The organism is Secundilactobacillus similis DSM 23365 = JCM 2765 (assembly GCF_001311075.1).
GTDB classification, from domain to species: Bacteria; Bacillota; Bacilli; order Lactobacillales; family Lactobacillaceae; genus Secundilactobacillus; species Secundilactobacillus similis.
In genome coordinates this window covers 15889-33974 of the sequence record NZ_BBAD01000032.1, presented here as the reverse complement: position 1 = coordinate 33974, position 18086 = coordinate 15889, and the positions used below count along the sequence as shown (strand labels likewise).

General features: G+C 47.1%; 21 protein-coding genes and 2 pseudogenes. 18 read left to right on the top strand and 5 right to left on the bottom strand.

Annotated features, from left to right (window positions below):
- The 14 genes and pseudogenes from ftsY to JCM2765_RS08650 form a co-directional block, all read left to right on the top strand.
- Window positions 1-1046: pseudogene (ftsY, locus tag JCM2765_RS08710) on the top strand (signal recognition particle-docking protein FtsY); the annotation flags it as partial.
- A gap of 149 nt (window positions 1047-1195) precedes the next feature.
- On the top strand, window positions 1196-1537 hold the full coding sequence (locus JCM2765_RS08705; RefSeq protein ID WP_054736069.1) for a putative DNA-binding protein: 342 nt from the start codon (window positions 1196-1198) through the stop codon (window positions 1535-1537).
- 19 nt (window positions 1538-1556) lie between these two features.
- Complete coding sequence (gene ffh, locus JCM2765_RS08700; RefSeq protein WP_054736067.1) at window positions 1557-3005, top strand: signal recognition particle protein; 1449 nt, start codon at window positions 1557-1559, stop codon at window positions 3003-3005.
- 85 nt (window positions 3006-3090) lie between these two features.
- A pseudogene (locus JCM2765_RS08695) lies at window positions 3091-3942 on the top strand (ATP-binding protein); the annotation flags it as partial.
- A gap of 5 nt (window positions 3943-3947) precedes the next feature.
- Entirely contained in the window at window positions 3948-4244 is a 297-nt protein-coding gene (locus JCM2765_RS16705) for a hypothetical protein (RefSeq protein ID WP_156301742.1), read from the top strand.
- Between the two features lie 9 nt (window positions 4245-4253).
- Window positions 4254-4748, top strand: coding sequence for a DUF2201 family putative metallopeptidase (locus JCM2765_RS08690; RefSeq protein WP_054736065.1), 495 nt, complete (start codon window positions 4254-4256; stop codon window positions 4746-4748).
- Window positions 4742-5524: a VWA-like domain-containing protein gene (locus tag JCM2765_RS08685; protein ID WP_054736063.1), complete on the top strand. Its 783-nt coding sequence runs from the start codon at window positions 4742-4744 to the stop codon at window positions 5522-5524. Before JCM2765_RS08690 ends, JCM2765_RS08685 begins: the two co-directional genes overlap by 7 nt.
- Window positions 5511-5798 (top strand): hypothetical protein, encoded by a 288-nt coding sequence (locus JCM2765_RS08680; protein ID WP_054736061.1) that lies wholly within the window; start codon window positions 5511-5513, stop codon window positions 5796-5798. The genes JCM2765_RS08685 and JCM2765_RS08680 overlap by 14 nt, the downstream gene beginning before the upstream one ends.
- 88 nt (window positions 5799-5886) lie before the next feature.
- Window positions 5887-6162 carry a 30S ribosomal protein S16 gene (rpsP, locus tag JCM2765_RS08675; protein ID WP_054736060.1) on the top strand — a complete coding sequence of 92 codons (276 nt, stop codon included), beginning with the start codon at window positions 5887-5889 and terminating at the stop codon, window positions 6160-6162.
- Between the two features lie 13 nt (window positions 6163-6175).
- Window positions 6176-6433 carry a KH domain-containing protein gene (locus JCM2765_RS08670; protein WP_054736058.1) on the top strand — a complete coding sequence of 86 codons (258 nt, stop codon included), beginning with the start codon at window positions 6176-6178 and terminating at the stop codon, window positions 6431-6433.
- Window positions 6434-6529: 96 nt separating this feature from the next.
- On the top strand, window positions 6530-7051 hold the full coding sequence (rimM, locus tag JCM2765_RS08665; protein WP_054736055.1) for a ribosome maturation factor RimM: 522 nt from the start codon (window positions 6530-6532) through the stop codon (window positions 7049-7051).
- Entirely contained in the window at window positions 7051-7809 is a 759-nt protein-coding gene (gene trmD / locus JCM2765_RS08660) for a tRNA (guanosine(37)-N1)-methyltransferase TrmD (protein ID WP_054736054.1), read from the top strand. Before rimM ends, trmD begins: the two co-directional genes overlap by 1 nt.
- Window positions 7810-7923: 114 nt before the next feature.
- The gene (gene rplS / locus JCM2765_RS08655) at window positions 7924-8286 is read left to right on the top strand and encodes a 50S ribosomal protein L19 (RefSeq protein ID WP_054736053.1); all 363 of its coding nucleotides are present in this window, start codon (window positions 7924-7926) and stop codon (window positions 8284-8286) included.
- Window positions 8287-8529: 243 nt separating this feature from the next.
- Window positions 8530-8904 (top strand): hypothetical protein, encoded by a 375-nt coding sequence (locus JCM2765_RS08650; protein WP_054736051.1) that lies wholly within the window; start codon window positions 8530-8532, stop codon window positions 8902-8904.
- A 76-nt stretch (window positions 8905-8980) separates the two neighbouring features.
- Here the strand turns inward: JCM2765_RS08650 and JCM2765_RS18170 are convergent, their stop codons facing one another.
- From JCM2765_RS18170 to JCM2765_RS08640, 3 genes are all read right to left on the bottom strand, one after another.
- On the bottom strand, window positions 8981-9301 hold the full coding sequence (locus JCM2765_RS18170) for a 3-hydroxyacyl-CoA dehydrogenase family protein (RefSeq protein ID WP_263849397.1): 321 nt from the start codon (window positions 9299-9301) through the stop codon (window positions 8981-8983).
- Window positions 9295-9864: a 3-hydroxyacyl-CoA dehydrogenase NAD-binding domain-containing protein gene (locus JCM2765_RS18165; RefSeq protein ID WP_225352044.1), complete on the bottom strand. Its 570-nt coding sequence runs from the start codon at window positions 9862-9864 to the stop codon at window positions 9295-9297. The genes JCM2765_RS18170 and JCM2765_RS18165 overlap by 7 nt, the downstream gene beginning before the upstream one ends.
- A 303-nt stretch (window positions 9865-10167) precedes the next feature.
- On the bottom strand, window positions 10168-11589 hold the full coding sequence (locus JCM2765_RS08640; RefSeq protein ID WP_054736050.1) for a C69 family dipeptidase: 1422 nt from the start codon (window positions 11587-11589) through the stop codon (window positions 10168-10170).
- Between the two features lie 121 nt (window positions 11590-11710).
- Between JCM2765_RS08640 and thmT the strand changes: the two genes are divergently transcribed.
- Window positions 11711-11899, top strand: coding sequence for a 2-hydroxymuconate tautomerase (gene thmT, locus JCM2765_RS08635; RefSeq protein ID WP_054707118.1), 189 nt, complete (start codon window positions 11711-11713; stop codon window positions 11897-11899).
- Between the two features lie 178 nt (window positions 11900-12077).
- On the top strand, window positions 12078-13589 hold the full coding sequence (glpK, locus tag JCM2765_RS08630; protein WP_054736049.1) for a glycerol kinase GlpK: 1512 nt from the start codon (window positions 12078-12080) through the stop codon (window positions 13587-13589).
- Between the two features lie 487 nt (window positions 13590-14076).
- Here glpK and JCM2765_RS08625 read toward each other — a convergent pair whose 3' ends face one another.
- Complete coding sequence (locus JCM2765_RS08625) at window positions 14077-14283, bottom strand: hypothetical protein (RefSeq protein WP_054736047.1); 207 nt, start codon at window positions 14281-14283, stop codon at window positions 14077-14079.
- 245 nt (window positions 14284-14528) lie between these two features.
- On the opposite strand from JCM2765_RS08625, the gene JCM2765_RS08620 reads away from it, so the two are divergent.
- A complete protein-coding gene (locus JCM2765_RS08620; RefSeq protein ID WP_054736046.1) occupies window positions 14529-14819 on the top strand; it encodes a hypothetical protein in 291 nt (96 codons plus the stop codon).
- Between the two features lie 86 nt (window positions 14820-14905).
- Here JCM2765_RS08620 and JCM2765_RS08615 read toward each other — a convergent pair whose 3' ends face one another.
- Window positions 14906-16939, bottom strand: a complete 2034-nt coding sequence (locus tag JCM2765_RS08615; RefSeq protein ID WP_156301741.1) for a metallophosphoesterase family protein — start codon at window positions 16937-16939, stop codon at window positions 14906-14908.
- Window positions 16940-17183: 244 nt separating this feature from the next.
- Here JCM2765_RS08615 and JCM2765_RS08610 point away from each other — a divergent pair, with 244 nt between their 5' ends.
- Window positions 17184-18083 carry a helveticin J family class III bacteriocin gene (locus JCM2765_RS08610; RefSeq protein ID WP_054736044.1) on the top strand — a complete coding sequence of 300 codons (900 nt, stop codon included), beginning with the start codon at window positions 17184-17186 and terminating at the stop codon, window positions 18081-18083.
- Window positions 18084-18086 lie beyond the last annotated feature (3 nt).

Here is an 18086-nt window from a genome sequence, read left to right as displayed (position 1 = left end):
CAGAACCGAGAACCAGAACCAGAACCAGAACCAGAACCAGAACCAGAACCAGAACCAGAACCAACAACTGAACAACCGGCACCCGAAACGCATGCGGCGCAGACTGAAACAACGGATGCCGAGCGTTACGATAAGGCTTAGCCAAATCGCGGTTGACCTTTGGTGAACGACTGAACCACTTATTGGCCAACTTCAGGCACGTTGACGAAAGCTTCTTCGATGATTTGGAAGAAACGTTGATTGGGGCCGATGTTGGGTTTGAAATGGCCATGCAGATCAGTGAACAGTTGCGGGATGAAGTTAAGCTTCAAAACGCCAAAAAGCCAAAGGACGTCCAAAACGTGGTGGTCCAAAAGCTGATTGAGATTTACGATGCTGCTGGTGCTGAAGAAAACAACCAACTCACCTTCGCCAAGGAAGGCTTAACTGTCATCTTATTTGTTGGGGTGAACGGTGTCGGTAAAACGACGACCATTGGGAAGATGGCCAACCGTTTCAAAAAACAGGGCAAAAAGGTACTGTTGGCAGCTGCCGATACCTTTAGAGCTGGCGCTATTGAACAATTGAACGTTTGGGCGGAACGCGATGGTGTTGACATTGTCAAGAAGCCGGAGAAGAGTGATCCTTCTGCTGTCGTTTTTGATGCGCTTAAAAAGGCCAAGGCCGAAAACTACGATATTTTATTCGTGGATACCGCTGGCCGGTTGCAAAACAAGGCCAACTTAATGAATGAGTTGGCAAAGATGAAACGGGTGATCTCGCGTGAAGTCCCAGAGGCACCGCATGAAGTGTTACTTGTTCTTGACGCGACAACCGGGCAAAATGCCTTAACGCAGGCGAAACTGTTCAAGGAGACCACTGACGTTACCGGTATCGTGTTAACCAAACTCGACGGAACGGCGCGTGGTGGGATCGTCTTAGCGATTCGAAACGAACTCCACTTACCCGTTAAATACGTGGGTCTGGGTGAACAAGTTGACGATTTACGGCCATTTGAACCAAGTGAATTTATTTACGGCTTGTTCAAAGGGTTGATCGATGTTTAGTCCGCATTAAATGAGACGCTGTTTTGCCGGAGAAATCTAGCAGAATGGCGTTTTTTTGGTATACTAAATGCATTACGGTGATTTATTAGAGTGCGTTAAAAAGCGCCTAGATCCTGTTAGCTGAAACCCGAAATCGGAGGATGACTTACTTGGAGTTTGAAAAAAATTACCGAATCAATTCGCTGTTTGAATTTTATCAGCCGTTGTTGACGACCAAACAAAACGATTACCTGCAACTTTACTATGGCGATGACTATTCACTTGGTGAGATTGCTGAGAATTTTCAAGTAAGTCGACAGGCCGTTTACGATAATATTCGACGAACCGAACGGATTTTGGAAACTTACGAACAAAAGCTGCATCTATACCAGGACTTTCTAGACCGCAACAAGTTGGCCGATGAGATTCAGGCGTATGTGGCAGCTCATTATCAAGATGATCAACAGCTCAATCAACTGGTTCACCAGTTAGAATCGGCTGAGGAAAAATGAAAGTTAGGTGCATGTAAACATGGCATTTGAAGGACTTACCGAACGACTACAAAACGCAATGAAGAAATTGCGGGGCAAGGGGAAGGTTTCTGAAGCTGATTTACGCGATACCATGCGTGAGATCCGCTTAGCATTACTGGAAGCCGACGTGAACTTTGCGGTCGTTAAAGACTTTGTGAAGACGGTCCGTGATCGTGCCGTTGGGGCAAAGGTGTTGGAAGGATTAAACCCTGCCCAACAAATCGTTAAAATTGTTGACGAAGAATTAACCAAGATGATGGGGGAAACCGCGGTTCCCCTCAACAAATCACCAAAGATTCCAACCATTATCATGATGGTTGGGCTCCAAGGGGCCGGGAAAACCACCACTGCTGGGAAACTGGCCAACCAGCTGAAAACGGAACAAAACGCACGGCCATTAATGATTGCTGCCGACGTTTACCGGCCAGCTGCCATTGATCAATTGGTAACGGTTGGGAAACAAATCGACGTTCCCGTTTTCGAAATGGGCACCGATGTCGACCCAGTTGAAATCGTCCGGCAAGGGTTAGCCCAAGCTGAAACGAACCATAACGATTACGTGTTCATTGATACGGCTGGTCGGCTTCAAATCGACGAACAACTGATGGACGAATTAGCCAACATTAAGGCATTGGCCAACCCAACCGAAATTCTGTTGGTCGTTGATGCCATGACTGGTCAAAACGCCGTCGCAACTGCTGAAGGCTTCGATAACAAGCTGGATGTCACCGGGGTGATCTTGACGAAGTTAGATGGTGACACCCGTGGTGGGGCCGCCTTATCAATTCGTTCCGTAACTGGGAAGCCAATCAAGTTCGTTGGTGAAGGTGAAAAGATGTCTGATTTGGACGTCTTCCACCCAGATCGGATGGCGTCCCGGATCCTTGGGATGGGTGACATGCTGTCACTGATTGAAAAGACCCAAAAGGAATACGATGAAAAGCAAGCGCAAGAATTAACCGAAAAGATGCGCGAAAATTCATTTGATTTCAACGACTTCTTGGATCAAATGGAACAGATTCAAAAAATGGGGCCAATGGATCAAATCATGAAGATGATCCCCGGCATGGCCAATAATCCGGCCTTGGCAAACGCGCAAATGGACCCTAAGGATATGGATCACATTAAGGCCGTTATCTACTCCATGACGGAGCAGGAACGAACGGATCCGGATGTATTGAACCCTTCACGGCGCCGGCGAATCGCGGCTGGTTCTGGTCGGCCAGTCCAAGAAGTTAACCGGATGATCAAGCAATTCACCCAGATGAAGAAGATGATGAACCAAGTGTCAAAAGGTAACTTCTCTGGGATGGAAGGCATGATGAACAACGCCGGCATGGGCGGTGCTCTTGGTGGCAAGATGGGTCAAATGGCCATGCGTCAGATGTCTCGACGGATGAAGAAAAATAAAAAGCGCCGTTCTAACTTGAAACGACGTAAAAAGTAACTGGGTTAACCAGTTAAAGTGGGATAAGCCAGTGATTAGATCAATAATCATGGCTTATCCTTTTTAATTAGGAGGTGAGCGCAAGATGTTAAGTTATCAAGCGTTATTAACGGCAGTCCCGGTGGTGTTGGCGGCTGGCAACGTTCCCGCAATCGTTGGTGAAACCGGGATTGGTAAATCAGCGCTGGTGCAAGAGGTTGCCCAGCAAATGGGTGCAAAGCTGTTTACGACGGTGGTGAGTCTGTCGGAAAAAGGTGATCTCGCAATGCCGGTCCCGCCGTTAACTGAACGTGCATTCGTGAAAACGTCACAGTATGGGGAATTAGCCGATGTTCAGTTTGGCTATACCCATACGTTGATTGAAATTATTCAGTGGGCGGAGGCCCATCCAGGTCAACCAATCATCTGGTTCCTTGATGAATTTAACCGTGGTACGCAAGCCGTTCAGAGTGAACTGATGAATCTGGTGCTACAGCGCCGAATCAATACGCTTCAGCTACCGAATGAAGTCAAGTTGATTTTAGCTGAAAATCCCGATGCAACCATGGCTGGGTTTGAAGATTCGGATTACGGGGTGGTTAGTGGCGATGCAGCCATTAATGACCGCACCGTTCGGCTGGTGATGCGCGCAGAAGTGGCTGATTGGCTGAAGTGGGCGAAAACGGCGTCCATTTTACCAACGGTCCAACAGTTTATTGCTGAAAATCCCGGGCAATTGGCGCCAAAAATTCACGATGCTGACCTGTATCCAACACCACGGGCATGGCAACGAGTCTCTCAAAACCTCGCAAGTTTAGCAACGGTTAACGTCGCTGATCGGTCAGAAATTCAACTTGAACTATTAGTTGGGGACCTTGGCGAAACGGTTGGTCGTGAGTTTGATCACTATTTGACGCAACACCAAGTTGGGTTAACGGCACAGGCAATTTATGATTCAACACTTTGTCAACAGCCGTACTGGATCAGTTTCGGGCAGCAAGTCCTGATCAACAACAGACCATTATGACTGGCTTGATCGATCAGCGACGGCAGTACCCGTTGACCACGGCCCACGTGGCACTTCGATTTAACGCGTTGTTAGCAACAATGCCGGCAGACGGTCAAGTTGCGGTAGCTTTGCGGTTGGCCGAAATTCCTCAATTATTGGAAACGTTGGCGGATGCGGCATTAACCCAACCCGGCTGTCGGCAACTCTATGATCAATTAACGACGATCGGATTAGACAACGCAACGAAGTGAGGCTGGCAAATGACGTTAACAACGCAGCTACAACAGCTTAGAATGACGGCTGATGGCGAGAAGCAACGGCGGCTTGCTGAAGCGCTATTGCAACAAGCAACGACGACCCTATTGCGGAGTCAGCGGTTTTACGGTGAAGTGTTACTACGGCTTCCCAAGCAGATTTCGGCCGATCAGCCAGTGGCGATGGGGCTTTGGACGGTACCAGAATTAGCGTTACGGGTTAACCCACAATTACTGGGTGAACAGTGTGCCACAGCTGATGATCTGTTGGCGATGCTGGCGCATGAAATTGGGCACTTAGCTTGGCAGCATCCCGTTCGCTACGCTGGTCAGACGGGAAAATTAGTGCAATTGGCAACTGATTTGGCAATTGATGAGGTGTTACCTGTACGCCCACCAAACGTCATATCACGCGCTCAGTTGAATTATCGTTGGCAGTTGCACCTGGCGCCTGGGTTAGGGTCGGCCGAGTATCTGACCGCTTTAAAACGCGCATGGTGACCGAATCGGTTGGTGGACATGCCGCAACTAGTCTGACGAATCAGATGCAAACGATGCAAGCAACGCATATTGGGTGGCAACCGACCCGACCAGAGGTAGTTGATCAGATGAGCCGCTTAACGGCGACAGCATGGCAACAAACGCCGTTAAAACAACGAGGCACGTTACCAAGTCGGCTACAACAGCAACTGGCAGTTACCCCGCAACTCTTACAGCTAAGTTGGCAGCAACTCATTCGTCGCGGGCTTCAGGGGGCCTTAAAATTACACCAGCCAGCTTATTACCGGTTTAATCGACGACAACCTTATCAGATGGGGTTGCCAGGAGAGACGTTGTCGCCAACGCTTAAAATTCTAATTTTTGTCGATCAATCTGGTTCGATGACGGATACGGAAGTCCGGCTGATTTTAGGTCAAATTCAAACGCTGTTAAGGCGCTATCAAGATTGGGTCTGGGTCATCCCGTTTGACGCGACAGTTCATGAGTCAGCTCATCAGCGGTTACGACAGGCAGTTCAACTTAATCGAAAACGATTTGCGGGTGGCGGCACGGCCTACCAACCGATTTTTAATTGGTTGGCGCAGCATCACTATCAAGATCAAACGGCATTGGCGGTGATTTTAACCGATGGTCATGGCGAATCCCGAGTGGACCAGCATGGGTTTCAAAACGTTATTTGGGGGCTCACAACCGCTAAAAGTGACCTGTCAGTGAGTCGTCCGATGGGGCAAGTAACGGTCATTCAACCAGGAGGTGCCACACATGCTAACAGCTGAGCAATTACGAGCAGTGTTACAACAGCAGATGAGTTATCAACGGGTCAGGCGACTCCAACAACGTGATTGGGCAGAGCTAAACGTCCAAAATTCCTTGGCTCGGCAGCTGATTCAGGTCGATGATCTACAATTCTTAGCGGCTATTCAAAAAATTCAACCAGAGCGACTGACAATTGATTTTAATGATTATGGGTCGGTAAAGGCCTTCATATCAGCCAATTCACGGGATTTATCGCCAACTGCTCAGCAGTGGTTACTGGCAAAATTTAAATAGTTTTAGGGTGTAAAGAAAAAAACCTTTACAACCCCTCCGATTACTGGTATATTATTTATCGTTGAAAGAATTACAGGAGGTGTCATGCATGTCAGTAAAGATTCGTTTAAAGCGGATGGGCTCTAAGAAGCGTCCTTTCTACCGTATCGTTGTTGCCGATTCACGTAGTCCTCGTGATGGCCGTTTCATCGAAAAAGTAGGGACCTACAACCCACTTGTTGAACCAGCTAAAGTTGAACTTGAAGAAGAAAGCATCTTAAACTGGTTGAACAACGGTGCCCAACCATCAGATACTGTACGGAACTTGCTTTCCAACGCAGGTATCATGCAAAAGTATCACGAAGCTAAGTTTTCTAAAAAGTAAGTAGTGATCAGTCATGACCGACTTTAAAAAATTAATTAAAACGATTGTAACCCCATTAGTTGAGCATCCCGAAGCGATTACGATCGATCGCGTAGAAACGGATCGTTTTTACGAGTATCGGTTGACCGTTGCGGGTGATGACGTTGGTCGGGTGATTGGCAAACGGGGGCATGTTGCTTCTGCCATTCGCACAATCGTTTATAGCGTACGAATCAACGATTCCAAGCGTGTTCGGCTTGTCATTAACGATGAGTCTAAGGCTCCCAAATGAGGCGTAAGTGCCTCACGGGAGCTTTTTTGTATCCAATCGACGGGGTCAACTTGAGTGACCACGGTAATTAAATGAACGAGAGAGGTAGGCGACAATATGTACTATAAAGTAGGCACCATCGTGAACACCCACGGTATTCGGGGTGAACTCCGGGTCGTAGCCACGACCGATTTTCCTAAGGAACGGTTTCGAAAGGGTAGCCAACTTGGGGTCTTTAAACAAGAAAGTGATGCACAGCCAGTTAAAACGGTGACGATTGCGAGTTCCCGGCAGCATAAAGGGTTCATTTTGATCACGTTAGCCGGCTATGGTGACATCAACACGGTCTTGCCATTAAAGGGTATGACGTTAAAGGTTGCGGAAACTGAATTGACCGATAATGACTTAGATGATGGCCAGTATTACTACCACCAAATCATTGGGTTAGACGTCGTTACTGAAACGGGCGAGCATCTGGGGAAAATCAAAGAGATCATGGCCCCTGGTGCCAACGATGTTTGGGTCGTTGAACGACCTGAAAAGGATGATTTGTTGCTACCAGTGATCGATCAAGTTGTGAAGACGGTTGATTTAGAGGCGCATCAGGTGACCGTTGAATTAATGGAGGGACTCGACTAATGCGGATCGACGTTTTAAGTCTCTTTCCCCATATGTTTAGCGGGCCACTTCACGATTCAATCGTGGGTAAGGCGCTTGAGCGGGAACAATTAGAGCTTAAGGTGACGGATTTTCGGCAATACTCAACCAATAAGCATGGCAACGTCGATGACTATCCCTTTGGTGGTGGTGCGGGCATGTTGCTACAAGCCCAACCGATTTTTGACGCCATGACGGCCATTCAACAGGAAGCTGCCAATGACGCGCACCCTCGTGGTCGAGTTATTTTAATGGATCCAGCCGGGGTTCAGTTTACGCAGTCCGTTGCGGAAGAATTTGCGCGTGAAGATCACTTGACGTTTATCTGTGGTCATTATGAAGGCTATGATGAACGAATTCGCTCACTCGTGACGGATGAGGTGTCGATGGGTGATTACGTGCTCACAGGCGGCGAATTACCCGCCATGGTGATGATTGATGCCATAACTCGGTTATTGCCCGGTGTGTTAGGTAATGAGGCATCAGCGCCCGGGGATTCGTTTTCAACGGGGTTGTTGGAATACCCGCAGTATACGCGTCCAGCTGAATTTCGCGGAATGGCGGTTCCCGATGTCTTATTAAGTGGTAACCACCAAAAAATTGCTGAATGGCGCCAACAACAGTCGCTGAAACGGACGTTGTTACGGCGACCAGATCTACTGGATCAACTTGAATTAACGCCAGCGCAACGGCGCCAATTGCGTGACATTCAAGCTGATTTGACTGAATCAGAAAATTAAGCTTTACGACTAAGCTTGAATATGATAAGATGTTTTATGGCTGTTTTAGGCCACATTAACAACATTCCGCTGTCGGAATTGAGAATGAATGTTGATTGAAGGAGAAGATTTCACATGCGCCAAAACCAATTAATCGAAAAGATCAACCAAGATCAATTACGGACTGACATTCCTAACTTCCGCCCTGGTGACACGATCCGTGTTCACGCCAAGGTTGTTGAAGGTACTCGGGAACGGATCCAATTGTTTGAAGGTGTCGTTATCAAGCGTCGCGGTACTGGCATCCAAGCAATGTACACTGTTCGTAAGATCACTAACGGTGTCGGTGTTGAACGGACTTTCCCAGTTCACTCACCACGTGTTGCCAAGGTAGAAGTTGTGCGCTTCGGTCGTGTCCGTCGTGCTAAGCTTTACTACTTACGTGCATTGCACGGTAAGGCTGCTCGTATCCCAGAAGCTCGTCGTCCTCGTAAGTAGGCCCTGGCTTTTGAAAAAACACGCAACTGGCTTTTGGCTGGGGGCGTGTTTTTTTGTGCGACAAAAGCATCATGACCGAGTCTTGGAGAGGAATCACGATAATGGATAATGCACTTCAAGGGTGATCATAAAGTCAACTTAGTCCGAAATCGGTTAAGTTGCCAAGCAAATCGGCTATTAGATGTTAAAATGGGGTTAAATATGATTTCATTACGGTCAAACGCAAAAAGGATGTGTTGAAGTATGCAGCTGACACAGCGACGGTTTAAAACCTTAATGCAGACGAAATTAGTGGTTCAAGGGACGGTCCTGGTCGTCTTAATGATTGGTATTTTGGCAGCGATGGCCGGTAGCCTAGGGTGGCAATTTCAGCCGAAATTTCAATTGATCTCATGGCCATTTGTGATTTTCTTGGTGGGGTTAGCACTCGTTCAAGCCATTAGTGTTGCCATCATCAATGGCTGGCAGCGGCGATTGCTTCGCCACGATGCAACGTTGGCAACCCAATTAAAAGCAATGCGGCAACGCCCAATTCGGATTATGGGTCAATCACCATTGACGTTAGGGTTTGGCCTAGTGGTTGCTTTGATGATTCTGAGTTACTTTTTATTAAGTTAGGTCAAGTTGGCCCAAATAAAACACCATCACAACCTAGTTAATCTGGGAGTGATGGTGTTTTTAGTCGTCATGCGGCTTAACTTAAAAAGTTGGGTTTGAGGTAAGCTGGATCTGGGTAAGTATAGAACCCATGTCCGGTTTCGATGCCGAGTAATTGTTGATCGATCATTTGTTTGATTTTAGTCAGCATGGGCTGGTAAGCTGGTTTATCAGCCACCCGTTGTTGTTCGATGCTGTAGAAAGTCCGTAAACCCACTTTATCAATGATCCCGAATGGGCCTTCTGGTGCGCCAGTGCCAATCATCCAGGTGCGGTCAACCGTTGGTGCATCCACGATGTCGTTGCCCCACAGGTAAGCTGCGTCTTCCAAAAATGGCGTTAACATGGTGTTTAACACGTAGCAGGTTGCTCTTTATTAAGGACGATGGGCACCATGTGAATCTCCCGGGCAAAGTCGGTGAGCTGTTGAATCGTCTGGGATGACGTTTCGGAATGGCCCATAATTTCGGCGGTGTTGTGTTTCCAGATGGAATTGGCAAAATGCAGATTGGCGAATTGTGCCGGCGCCCCGGTGTCAGCTGCGAATTGAGATGGCAAGAACGTCGATGAGTTAGACGCTAAAATGGTTTGTGGCGCACTAATGGCCGCAATTTGTTGGTAAAGGTTGGTTTTGATTTCTGGTACTTCTGGAACGGCTTCAATAATCAAATCGCGATTAGCAAACGCCACGTTAGGATCAGAAGACAGACTTAACCGGTCGTGGGTAGCCACTAATTGGGCAGTCGTGGCTGACATATCTTGTTGATAGTGCTGGTCTAGGGCTGATAAGCGATTTTTAGCGCTATTAAGCGCGTCATCGTTGATATCGTAGACAATGACCTGTTTGCCAAAGAAAGCGGTCTGGTAGGCAATTTGACTGCCTAACGTGCCACCACCGGCGACAGTGATTCGGGTTAACATACACATCATTCCTTTGTTTGCGATTGGAACCGATTCCAATATAAATGCTACTCGGTTAAACTAATTAATTAAGGTGAGTTAGGTAATGACGAGCTAAAAAATAGTGTGCCAATTGTGATAAGCTTTCTTGGCAAAACTTAGTGATTTCTGCAAAACGACACGTTGTGAGGATGGCGTGTCGTTTTGCGACGAAAAACATAAACGGTAGAGAATAAAGGAAAGTGATTAATAATAAGTTACTTTAACCTATTAATAAAAACAAAAAACCACCCATCAAACCGTGAAATGGGTGGTCGTCAATTTCTATAAGTTTAAATCTTGCCGATAACTTAACGGCGAAAACGCCGTCGCTTTGGTAATTAAATCGGCAGTTAATGCTCGGTACTTGGTTAACGCCAATTCAGCATTTTGAAGACTATGTTGAGTGAGATATGTTCGAAGTTCACTACCAGCTAAGTTCTTAGCAACTCGGTCAGTTTCGATAACCGAGCGACCAAACGCCTGACGAAGTTCTTTTTGAACGTCAGCAAGTTGATCGCCAAACGCCTTGTAGTGCGCATCAACCATAACACCAGCCTGTTTAAAGACCCAGTAGGCACTGTCCGGTGAATAGGTCACCTTGCCACGTTGATAGTCAGCGGGCGTATCAGTGATTCCCGCGTAAAATGGCACGTAAACGCTCTGGGCTGTGACGCCCATCGCAAGCCAATGAATACCGGCTAGCTCAGGTTGGGCATATTGACGCAGTTGAAGAATGTGTGATTCCTGCGTTGTTGCCAAACTAACCGGCCGATAACGCTTGCGGTCTTCTACAGGGCCTTTACCGATTGGATCAAAGGGCGTTTCTTGAAAGTGAGAACCAAGGAATTGTTGCGCATCTTCAAGTGACAGCAGGTTTTCAGCTCGCTGCACAAAAGGCAGTTCATGACTGTTGATGTCTTGTTTCGTGTGGGGATTGAATAATTTTTGACCGTACCAAACTCGTGGTAAGTTATAATAACCATCCATTTGATTATGGGTGCCAAAAATATTGCGGAAATTAAACTCAGTTTTGCTTGGATTGAGCGAGTAGTCCACTACGAATTCCCGAATTTTAGGGTGCCACATAAAGTGATCTGGATCATCGAAATCGATGGTTTGAATTGCCATTTGGTTAGCAACGACCGCGTAGCCATCATCTGGAATACGCTGTGCGACCCAGTAATGACCAGCGCCGGTTTCAAGGTACCAGGCTTCATCGCGGTCGGCAAAGAGAATCCCGTTTGATTCGTCAGTGCCGTATTGCGCAATGATAGCACCCAAACGGGCAACGCCTTCACGGGCAGATTTGATATACGGCAGCGTGACGGTAATCATTGCTTCTTCACCGATGCCGTCTTTAACTAGTGGATCAGCTGCGAGGACCCGATCGTTTGAATAGGTACTTTCAGTGGCGCTCATGGCAACGCCAAATTCATTGATCCCATCTTCTTCAAAGACGCCGTATTTGTCCGACCATTCAGGGGTTGCGGTGTATTTAGCAGCCGCTTCGGGTAATGGCATTTCAAAGGTGTTGTCAGTAGACTTGAACGTGGCGTTCGGGGTCGTTTTAGCCGGGTGAACAACAAAGTGCTTGGGCCATGCTGGTCTGGAGTCTTCATTGCGACCAATCATGACCGAGCCATCAACCGTGGCATTTTTACCGATTAAAATACTGGTACAAGCTGAGTAGGGATTATTAAGCAAGGTAGGGTTCCTCCATGTGATTATTAATTATCGCTATTTTAACACGATTCTGAATCTTGCTTGAAGAATAATGAGAAAACGGGTATAATTTTACCATCTTATCATAAGGGAGGCCATTGTCGTGCCTATCGTACACATTGACTTGATTGCAGGTCGTTCACAAGAACAATTAAAGAACTTGGTTAAAGATGTTACCGATGCTGTTTCTAAGAACACCGGTGCACCTGCTGAACACGTCCACGTCATTTTGAGTGAAATGGCAACCAACCGTTACAGCGTTGGTGGCGTTTTGAAGAGTGACGAAAAGTAATTTTCATTTGGTTGAACTCCATGCGAGTTCAACCTTTTTTTATCAACGTTTGTAACCGCTTTACAAGTTGATATTAACCATCTTTTAAAGTTTTTTGATTGGCTATCTGTGGCCGAATTGGGTATACTATGAAAAGAATGATGTTTTACTAGATCGAAAACGAATGGGGACATTACAAATGAATGACGAACAGTACATAATGGCAATCGACGAAGGCACCACTAGTACTCGGGCAATTTTGTTTAATCGTGATGGACAGATCGTAGGTCAAGCGCAGCGTGAGTTTACGCAGCATTTCCCAAAACCAGGCTGGGTTGAGCATGACGCTAACGAAATTTGGAGCGCGGTTCAGTCTGTGATTTCGGATGCGGTGATCAACGCAAAGGTACCACCTTACAAGGTACGGGGTATCGGGATCACCAACCAACGGGAAACCACGATCGTTTGGGACAAGACCACTGGCGAACCTGTTTACCACGCCATCGTTTGGCAATCGAAGCAAACCAGTGAGATTGCTGATAGTTTGAAGGATCAAGGTTACGCTGACATGATCCATGAAAAAACGGGGTTAGTGATCGATTCTTACTTCTCAGCAACTAAGATCAAATGGATCTTGGATAACGTTGAAGGCGTTCGGGAACGTGCGGAACGCGGCGACTTACTATTCGGAACGATCGATACTTGGATCCTCTGGAAATTGACTGGCGGTCACGTTCACGCCACCGACTATACTAATGCTAGTCGAACCATGCTCTATAACATTCACGAGTTAAAATGGGATCAAGACATCCTAGACATTCTTGATATTCCGGCTAATATGTTGCCGGAAGTTTACCCATCTTCAAACCTGTACGGCTACACGGCCGGATTTACCTTCTTTGGTATTCAGGTGCCAATCGCCGGGATTGCGGGTGACCAACAAGCCGCCTTATTTGGTCAAACGGCATTTGAAGAAGGTTCCGTTAAGAACACTTACGGAACCGGGGCCTTTATCGTGATGAATACTGGGACGACGCCAACAATTTCAAACAAGGGTTTGCTGACGACCATCGCTTACGGTATTAATGGTGAGGTAACGTACGCCTTAGAAGGGAGTATCTTCGTTGCGGGGTCTGCCGTTCAATGGCTTCGTGACGGGATGCGGTTATTTAAACACGCTTCTGAATCGGAACAGATGGCGGTTGATGCGAAGACCACCAATGATGTCTACGTGGTACCAGCCTTTACCGGTTTAGGCGCACCATACTGGGATCAAGAAGTTCGTGGTGCGGTCTTTGGTTTGACACGTGGGACGACCCGAGAACAGTTTATTCGGGCAACCCTTGAAGCAATTGCTTATCAAACGAGAGACGTTGTCGACACCATGGCGGCTGATACGGGCATTGATATCCAAACGTTGAGTGTCGATGGTGGGGCTGCTAACAATGACTTTTTGATGCAGTTCCAAGCTGACATCTTAAATACGCACATTCAACGGGCCGCAATTGCCGAAACGACCGCGCTGGGTGCCGCTTACTTAGCAGGATTAGCAGTTGGTTTCTGGAAAGATATGCATGAAATCAAGAAGATGCATCAGTTAAGCGACGAGTTTGATCCTCAGTTTAACGAAGAAAAACGTGAAGCGTGCTACGCTGGCTGGCAAGCAGCGGTGAAAGCAACGCAGATGTTTAAACCAAAACAAAACCTATAGCATTAATTTAGTGCTCAATCAAAAAAGCATCCTCATCACTGATAAGGGTGCTTTTTATTGTGTGCCGAATTTTGCTTACGTTTGTGTCCAGCGTAAGTGTTGGGCGGATTTTGGGTGAAGGCTGTTTGTCATCGCTTCGCTCGCCAAAGCCGCATTGAAAAGCGCTCGTTCAGACTACAAAATTCGGCGCCACTTAAACTGTCATTTCCAGGGTTCCTGAAGTTGAGGGAACTTGTCAACCACGCGCTTTCTGGCCACCACGCCGAATGGTGCTGCGCGAGACTGAGAGCTGCATGTAAGGCGAGTCCGGTAAACCCGCCAGACCCGGGCGCCTTCACCGGACTCACCTTACACACTGCTCTCAACCCGTCTCGCTCCGCACACTGTCGCTGGACACAAGCGACAATAAAAAAACTCCGGCAAAAGCGTCGAAGTTCCAATACGTTTAATGTTCATGCTGGTCAGTTTTTATGGATTGAAATAGTGGTTATTCATCAGTGAGCTGTTGTTGACGATTGACGAAGCGTTGATGAGCCCGCGCACTTCGGATCGCGGTCAGGTAATCGTTAGCTAGTGTAACGTGTCGAATCACGCGTCGGAGCATCCAAATGAGCAAAATACCTGCGACATCGATCAGCGCTAAGATTGAAAATAAGGCGAGGCCAGTTTTAAGGACCCCAATTAGGAATGTCATCTCGTTCACCACTTTCATTTCTGGTTTGATTTCTAGTTTGATGGTGTCATTATGCTCGAAAATTCTTAAAAAAGCGAAGGGAAAGCCCTAAGTTTTTCTCAAGATTTTAGACGAATGGCCAGTAATTGATTGAATAAGCAAACTAATTAAAATTTTCGTTTGATTCAGATAAATTCTTATTAATTTGTCATTTTATCTTGGTCACTTTGTGGTAACCTAAGTCCTTGGAAAGGAACGTGTTTAAATTGCCTGAAACGATGTTAGTCTCTAAAGTCCCAGTAGTCTCAATGCCTGATTGGCAGAAATTAGCCCATCAATATGAGATCCATAATTGCCCAGCAACTTGGTCCCAAGCGAGTGAAGTTTTACGCTGGCAGAAGAATATCGGTTACCTAGAAACATTCACCGCACTTGATGATATTTATGCGGAACTCTCAGGTAATGATTTCTTGCGCGATATCGCAATCGACCATCCCGAACAAGTTCATACATATTGGGTGGCCAACCTAAGCGCGTACGTTTTGATTATTGACTAAAACTGACGCAATCCAAATAAACACCACGTATTCAGCTACGATTGCTGAGTAGGTGGTGTTTTTATTTGGGTGATGAATTTGATACGTTAATAGGTGAAGTAGCCCCGAAAGCCACGCCAGACTTGGGTCACCTGTTGACTGAGCTGATTATAACGTTTGGTGTTTTCCGTTTGCTTAGTTGGTTTGAACTGTTTCAGTAAATCTCGCAATGAACGATGACGAGGGTCGGTCCCGTCGCCGAATAACCGAACTTGCCAGGAACTAATGTGACCTGATTGATCCTGCCAACCAACCCGAAAGCGGTAAAGTTCGCGGTTACTTGGATTAACGACTAAGAGGTCCCAGGCGCTCGTGAGACCATTTTTGGTACGACCATGGCGTGATTTACGACGATCAGCGACATTGCTGGTCGTGGTGATCCAGTTGATGCCGTCCGTGTCGGCCCAGTCATCAACGTGGGTGTGTCCGGACATCACGGCGACGATTTGGTGACGATGCATGGACAAGGCCTCAGTTAAGCGATGGTAATCGCCTTGCTGATTGTTTGCGAACCAGTCATACGTCCAAAATTGCCCAACTGCACGTTGAGTGGTGGCCTGACGGAGACTATCATGAGTGAAAATAAGCACCTGCTCGTCCGGTTTGAGATCAGTCAACGTTTTGATCAACCAATCGACTTGTGCGGTTTGAAAACGAGAACGACTGTGGCGGATATTTTGAAGGATGCCAGTCCAGTGAATACCACTCGGCGCTTCGTCATACCCACGCGCAAAATAACCGTTTTTAAACGAGTCCGGGATGTCAAATGCATCAAGTAAAATCAAACTGAGTCGACTATTTGGCAATTGATAATGGCCGTAGAAGTGACCAGGTTCAGCCAAAAGGTGTTCAAACGCGCGATTCCGAAGCTGATAGGCTAATTTTTGGGTAACGACTTGTTCAGTGCGGTAGCCGTTAACGTAGCGGGCGAAACCAGAGTTGTCATCGTGGTTACCTTGAGTGATGAAGAATGGTCGCTGACTTGTTTTAAGAATCGCAACGGCCGTCCCAATATCTTGAATCGTACGGTCAAGGGTTTGCCGACCATCGTTCAAATCACCGTTAACGACTAGTGCATCGAGTCCAGCACGACGAGCAAACGCACTCACCACGGATAAATCGTGGAATCCAGCGGCCGTCGCAGGTGTTTGGTATCGGTCAAGGTGGAGATCGTTAATGAGGCCGATGATTTGTGAATCTGGTTGACGAACTCGGTCTAGTTGAGCTTCAAGGGCGTTGAGCGCCGTCAATTCAGCTGATGTGGGTTGCAACTGAATGGTAGTTGGATTTTGATGAACAAATGTCCAGGGTTCTTGGAGCCGACCAACGAGTTTAGAGCCAGTTCGCTCCAATCCGTAGTAGTCACTTAATTTGGCATTCAAAACCGTTACGAACGGTACGTACAAATACCGTGACTGCCGTTTTATGACAAGCCAGCCACGGCGATCATGGTAAACTTTGCCGAGGTAGTCAAAACGGGTGCCGTTGCGTAATTTGGTGATTGGCATGGCTTGCCGATCCGGCGCGGTTCTTGCCCAGACAGCTCGTTTGGTTAGCTGGTACTGGCCGGTTAACCAGTAAATATGGGGCGTTTGCGACTGCTTCTCAGGTGTTATGACTGGTGATTGGTCGCTGTCACTACCAAAAAGGTGCCCAGTTTGGTGATCAACGTAGGGCAGAAAGCCACGTTCAGTTTTCAAGTAGCCATACCGGCCGTGATCAATATGGGTTTGGTAAGGCACAATGGTTCCAGGGTACAGAAGATGGGGTGGCTGTTGAATGGCCGTCCACTCTGGTGCCGTAAGGAGTTGCAATGGTTGGCCAACAATAAATTGATGCTGATCAGGATACGTCAGGTTCGGCTGGTGGCTGGAAATTTGGCCAGAAGTTGTATGAACAGGGACACTGGCATGCTCCACTTGAAGCTCACCGAAGCATTTGAAGGGTGTCACACGTGCATAGGGCAAGTAAAGGGGCGTTGCGCGGTCGAGTTTTAACCAGTACCAGCCATCGTTTTGCAATTTTGCAACGAAGGTGACCTGAGTGCCACGGTGAATAACGGCACATCGTGGACTTTGCATCACGGGCTGTTGGTGTGCCACTAGGAATCGATTGACTATAAATTCGCCACTAATAAGAAGCGGTTTGGTAGTTGGTAGTTGACCAGCGGCTTGAACCGAAGTAAGTTTTGATTTTAAAAATGAGATTTAAACCGTCTCCATTTCGCTATTTGGCGTTGTGATATACTGTAGTTATTGCAATTAAACACGTAGCGCCGATCTTGATTGACCGGGTACGATGTGAATTTAAGGAGTTGAACTAGGCATGGATAATCCATCCCTCATTTTAGCAATACACGACTTACCAACACAAGCCCCAGTCACGGCGTTTTACTGGCGACAAACGACACTGTACGTGCTGCAACCAGATGAACAAGATGCGTTGATCACGGCGTGTGCGGTTGATGAAGCAGCTCAAGTTGCGACTGCTCAACCAGAAACCACGATGCGGGTAACTGGCGTTGGGGAAGTTCATACGTTGGAAGGCATCGAAACGGCAACCCAACCGCAATTTTGGCTGGGAATTGGGCAACCTGATGCGGATGAGCCGAAAGCAACGTACAGTACCGAACTTGGGTTACTCACGTTTGAGGCTGGCGCAACGGTTATCGGAAATACGTTACCACGATTGACGGAATTAACGGCTGCCAATATTACCGGGACGCCCATGCATCAACCGTTACTTAAAACTGAGGCAGCGCTTTCAAGTGATGAACAAGAATTACTGATCATGGGGTTGGATACGGACTTCAATGCGCAGCTGACAATTTATGACCAACCAGCGTTACTGCATTTGTTGGAAACGAACACGTCTGAGAAAACACCGACTTTGGCAGCTGATGATTTACGGGTTATGAAGACGGTGATCCAATCATTTAAACCAGCTGATAATCCGCTCGACTTCACAACTGACACGTTGATTCAAAGTGTTGATTTTTCAAACGGCCGAGCGATTTATGCGACTCGAAATGCCGCTGGAATGGCGGTGGGCAAGGGATATTGGTTATTGAAAGCGGGCTTTGCATTTCAACCAATGATTACCTCAGATCAAGAGGCAACTGTGACGGATATTCAGCTTAAGGGAAAGAACGTCCTGTTTAATCAGTATACGCAAGCGACTGGTAACCAGCTGTTTGCCGTCTCTAAACAATTGTGGGATAAATAATCA

Excerpts from the sequence above, each read along its gene's own strand:
- rplS (WP_054736053.1), top strand. The coding sequence starts at position 7,924 with ATGCGCCAAAACCAATTAATCGAAAAGATCAACCAAGATCAATTACGG.
- rimM (WP_054736055.1), top strand. The coding sequence starts at position 6,530 with ATGTACTATAAAGTAGGCACCATCGTGAACACCCACGGTATTCGGGGT.
- JCM2765_RS18165 (WP_225352044.1), bottom strand. The coding sequence starts at position 9,864 with ATGTTAACCCGAATCACTGTCGCCGGTGGTGGCACGTTAGGCAGTCAA.
- JCM2765_RS08610 (WP_054736044.1), top strand. The coding sequence starts at position 17,184 with ATGGATAATCCATCCCTCATTTTAGCAATACACGACTTACCAACACAA.
- glpK (WP_054736049.1), top strand. The coding sequence starts at position 12,078 with ATGAATGACGAACAGTACATAATGGCAATCGACGAAGGCACCACTAGT.
- JCM2765_RS08670 (WP_054736058.1), top strand. The coding sequence starts at position 6,176 with ATGACCGACTTTAAAAAATTAATTAAAACGATTGTAACCCCATTAGTT.
- JCM2765_RS08625 (WP_054736047.1), bottom strand. The coding sequence starts at position 14,283 with ATGACATTCCTAATTGGGGTCCTTAAAACTGGCCTCGCCTTATTTTCA.
- trmD (WP_054736054.1), top strand. The coding sequence starts at position 7,051 with ATGCGGATCGACGTTTTAAGTCTCTTTCCCCATATGTTTAGCGGGCCA.
- JCM2765_RS08685 (WP_054736063.1), top strand. The coding sequence starts at position 4,742 with ATGGTGACCGAATCGGTTGGTGGACATGCCGCAACTAGTCTGACGAAT.
- JCM2765_RS08615 (WP_156301741.1), bottom strand. The coding sequence starts at position 16,939 with ATGCAAAGTCCACGATGTGCCGTTATTCACCGTGGCACTCAGGTCACC.
- rpsP (WP_054736060.1), top strand. The coding sequence starts at position 5,887 with ATGTCAGTAAAGATTCGTTTAAAGCGGATGGGCTCTAAGAAGCGTCCT.
- JCM2765_RS08690 (WP_054736065.1), top strand. The coding sequence starts at position 4,254 with ATGACGTTAACAACGCAGCTACAACAGCTTAGAATGACGGCTGATGGC.
- JCM2765_RS08680 (WP_054736061.1), top strand. The coding sequence starts at position 5,511 with ATGCTAACAGCTGAGCAATTACGAGCAGTGTTACAACAGCAGATGAGT.
- JCM2765_RS08650 (WP_054736051.1), top strand. The coding sequence starts at position 8,530 with ATGCAGCTGACACAGCGACGGTTTAAAACCTTAATGCAGACGAAATTA.
- ffh (WP_054736067.1), top strand. The coding sequence starts at position 1,557 with ATGGCATTTGAAGGACTTACCGAACGACTACAAAACGCAATGAAGAAA.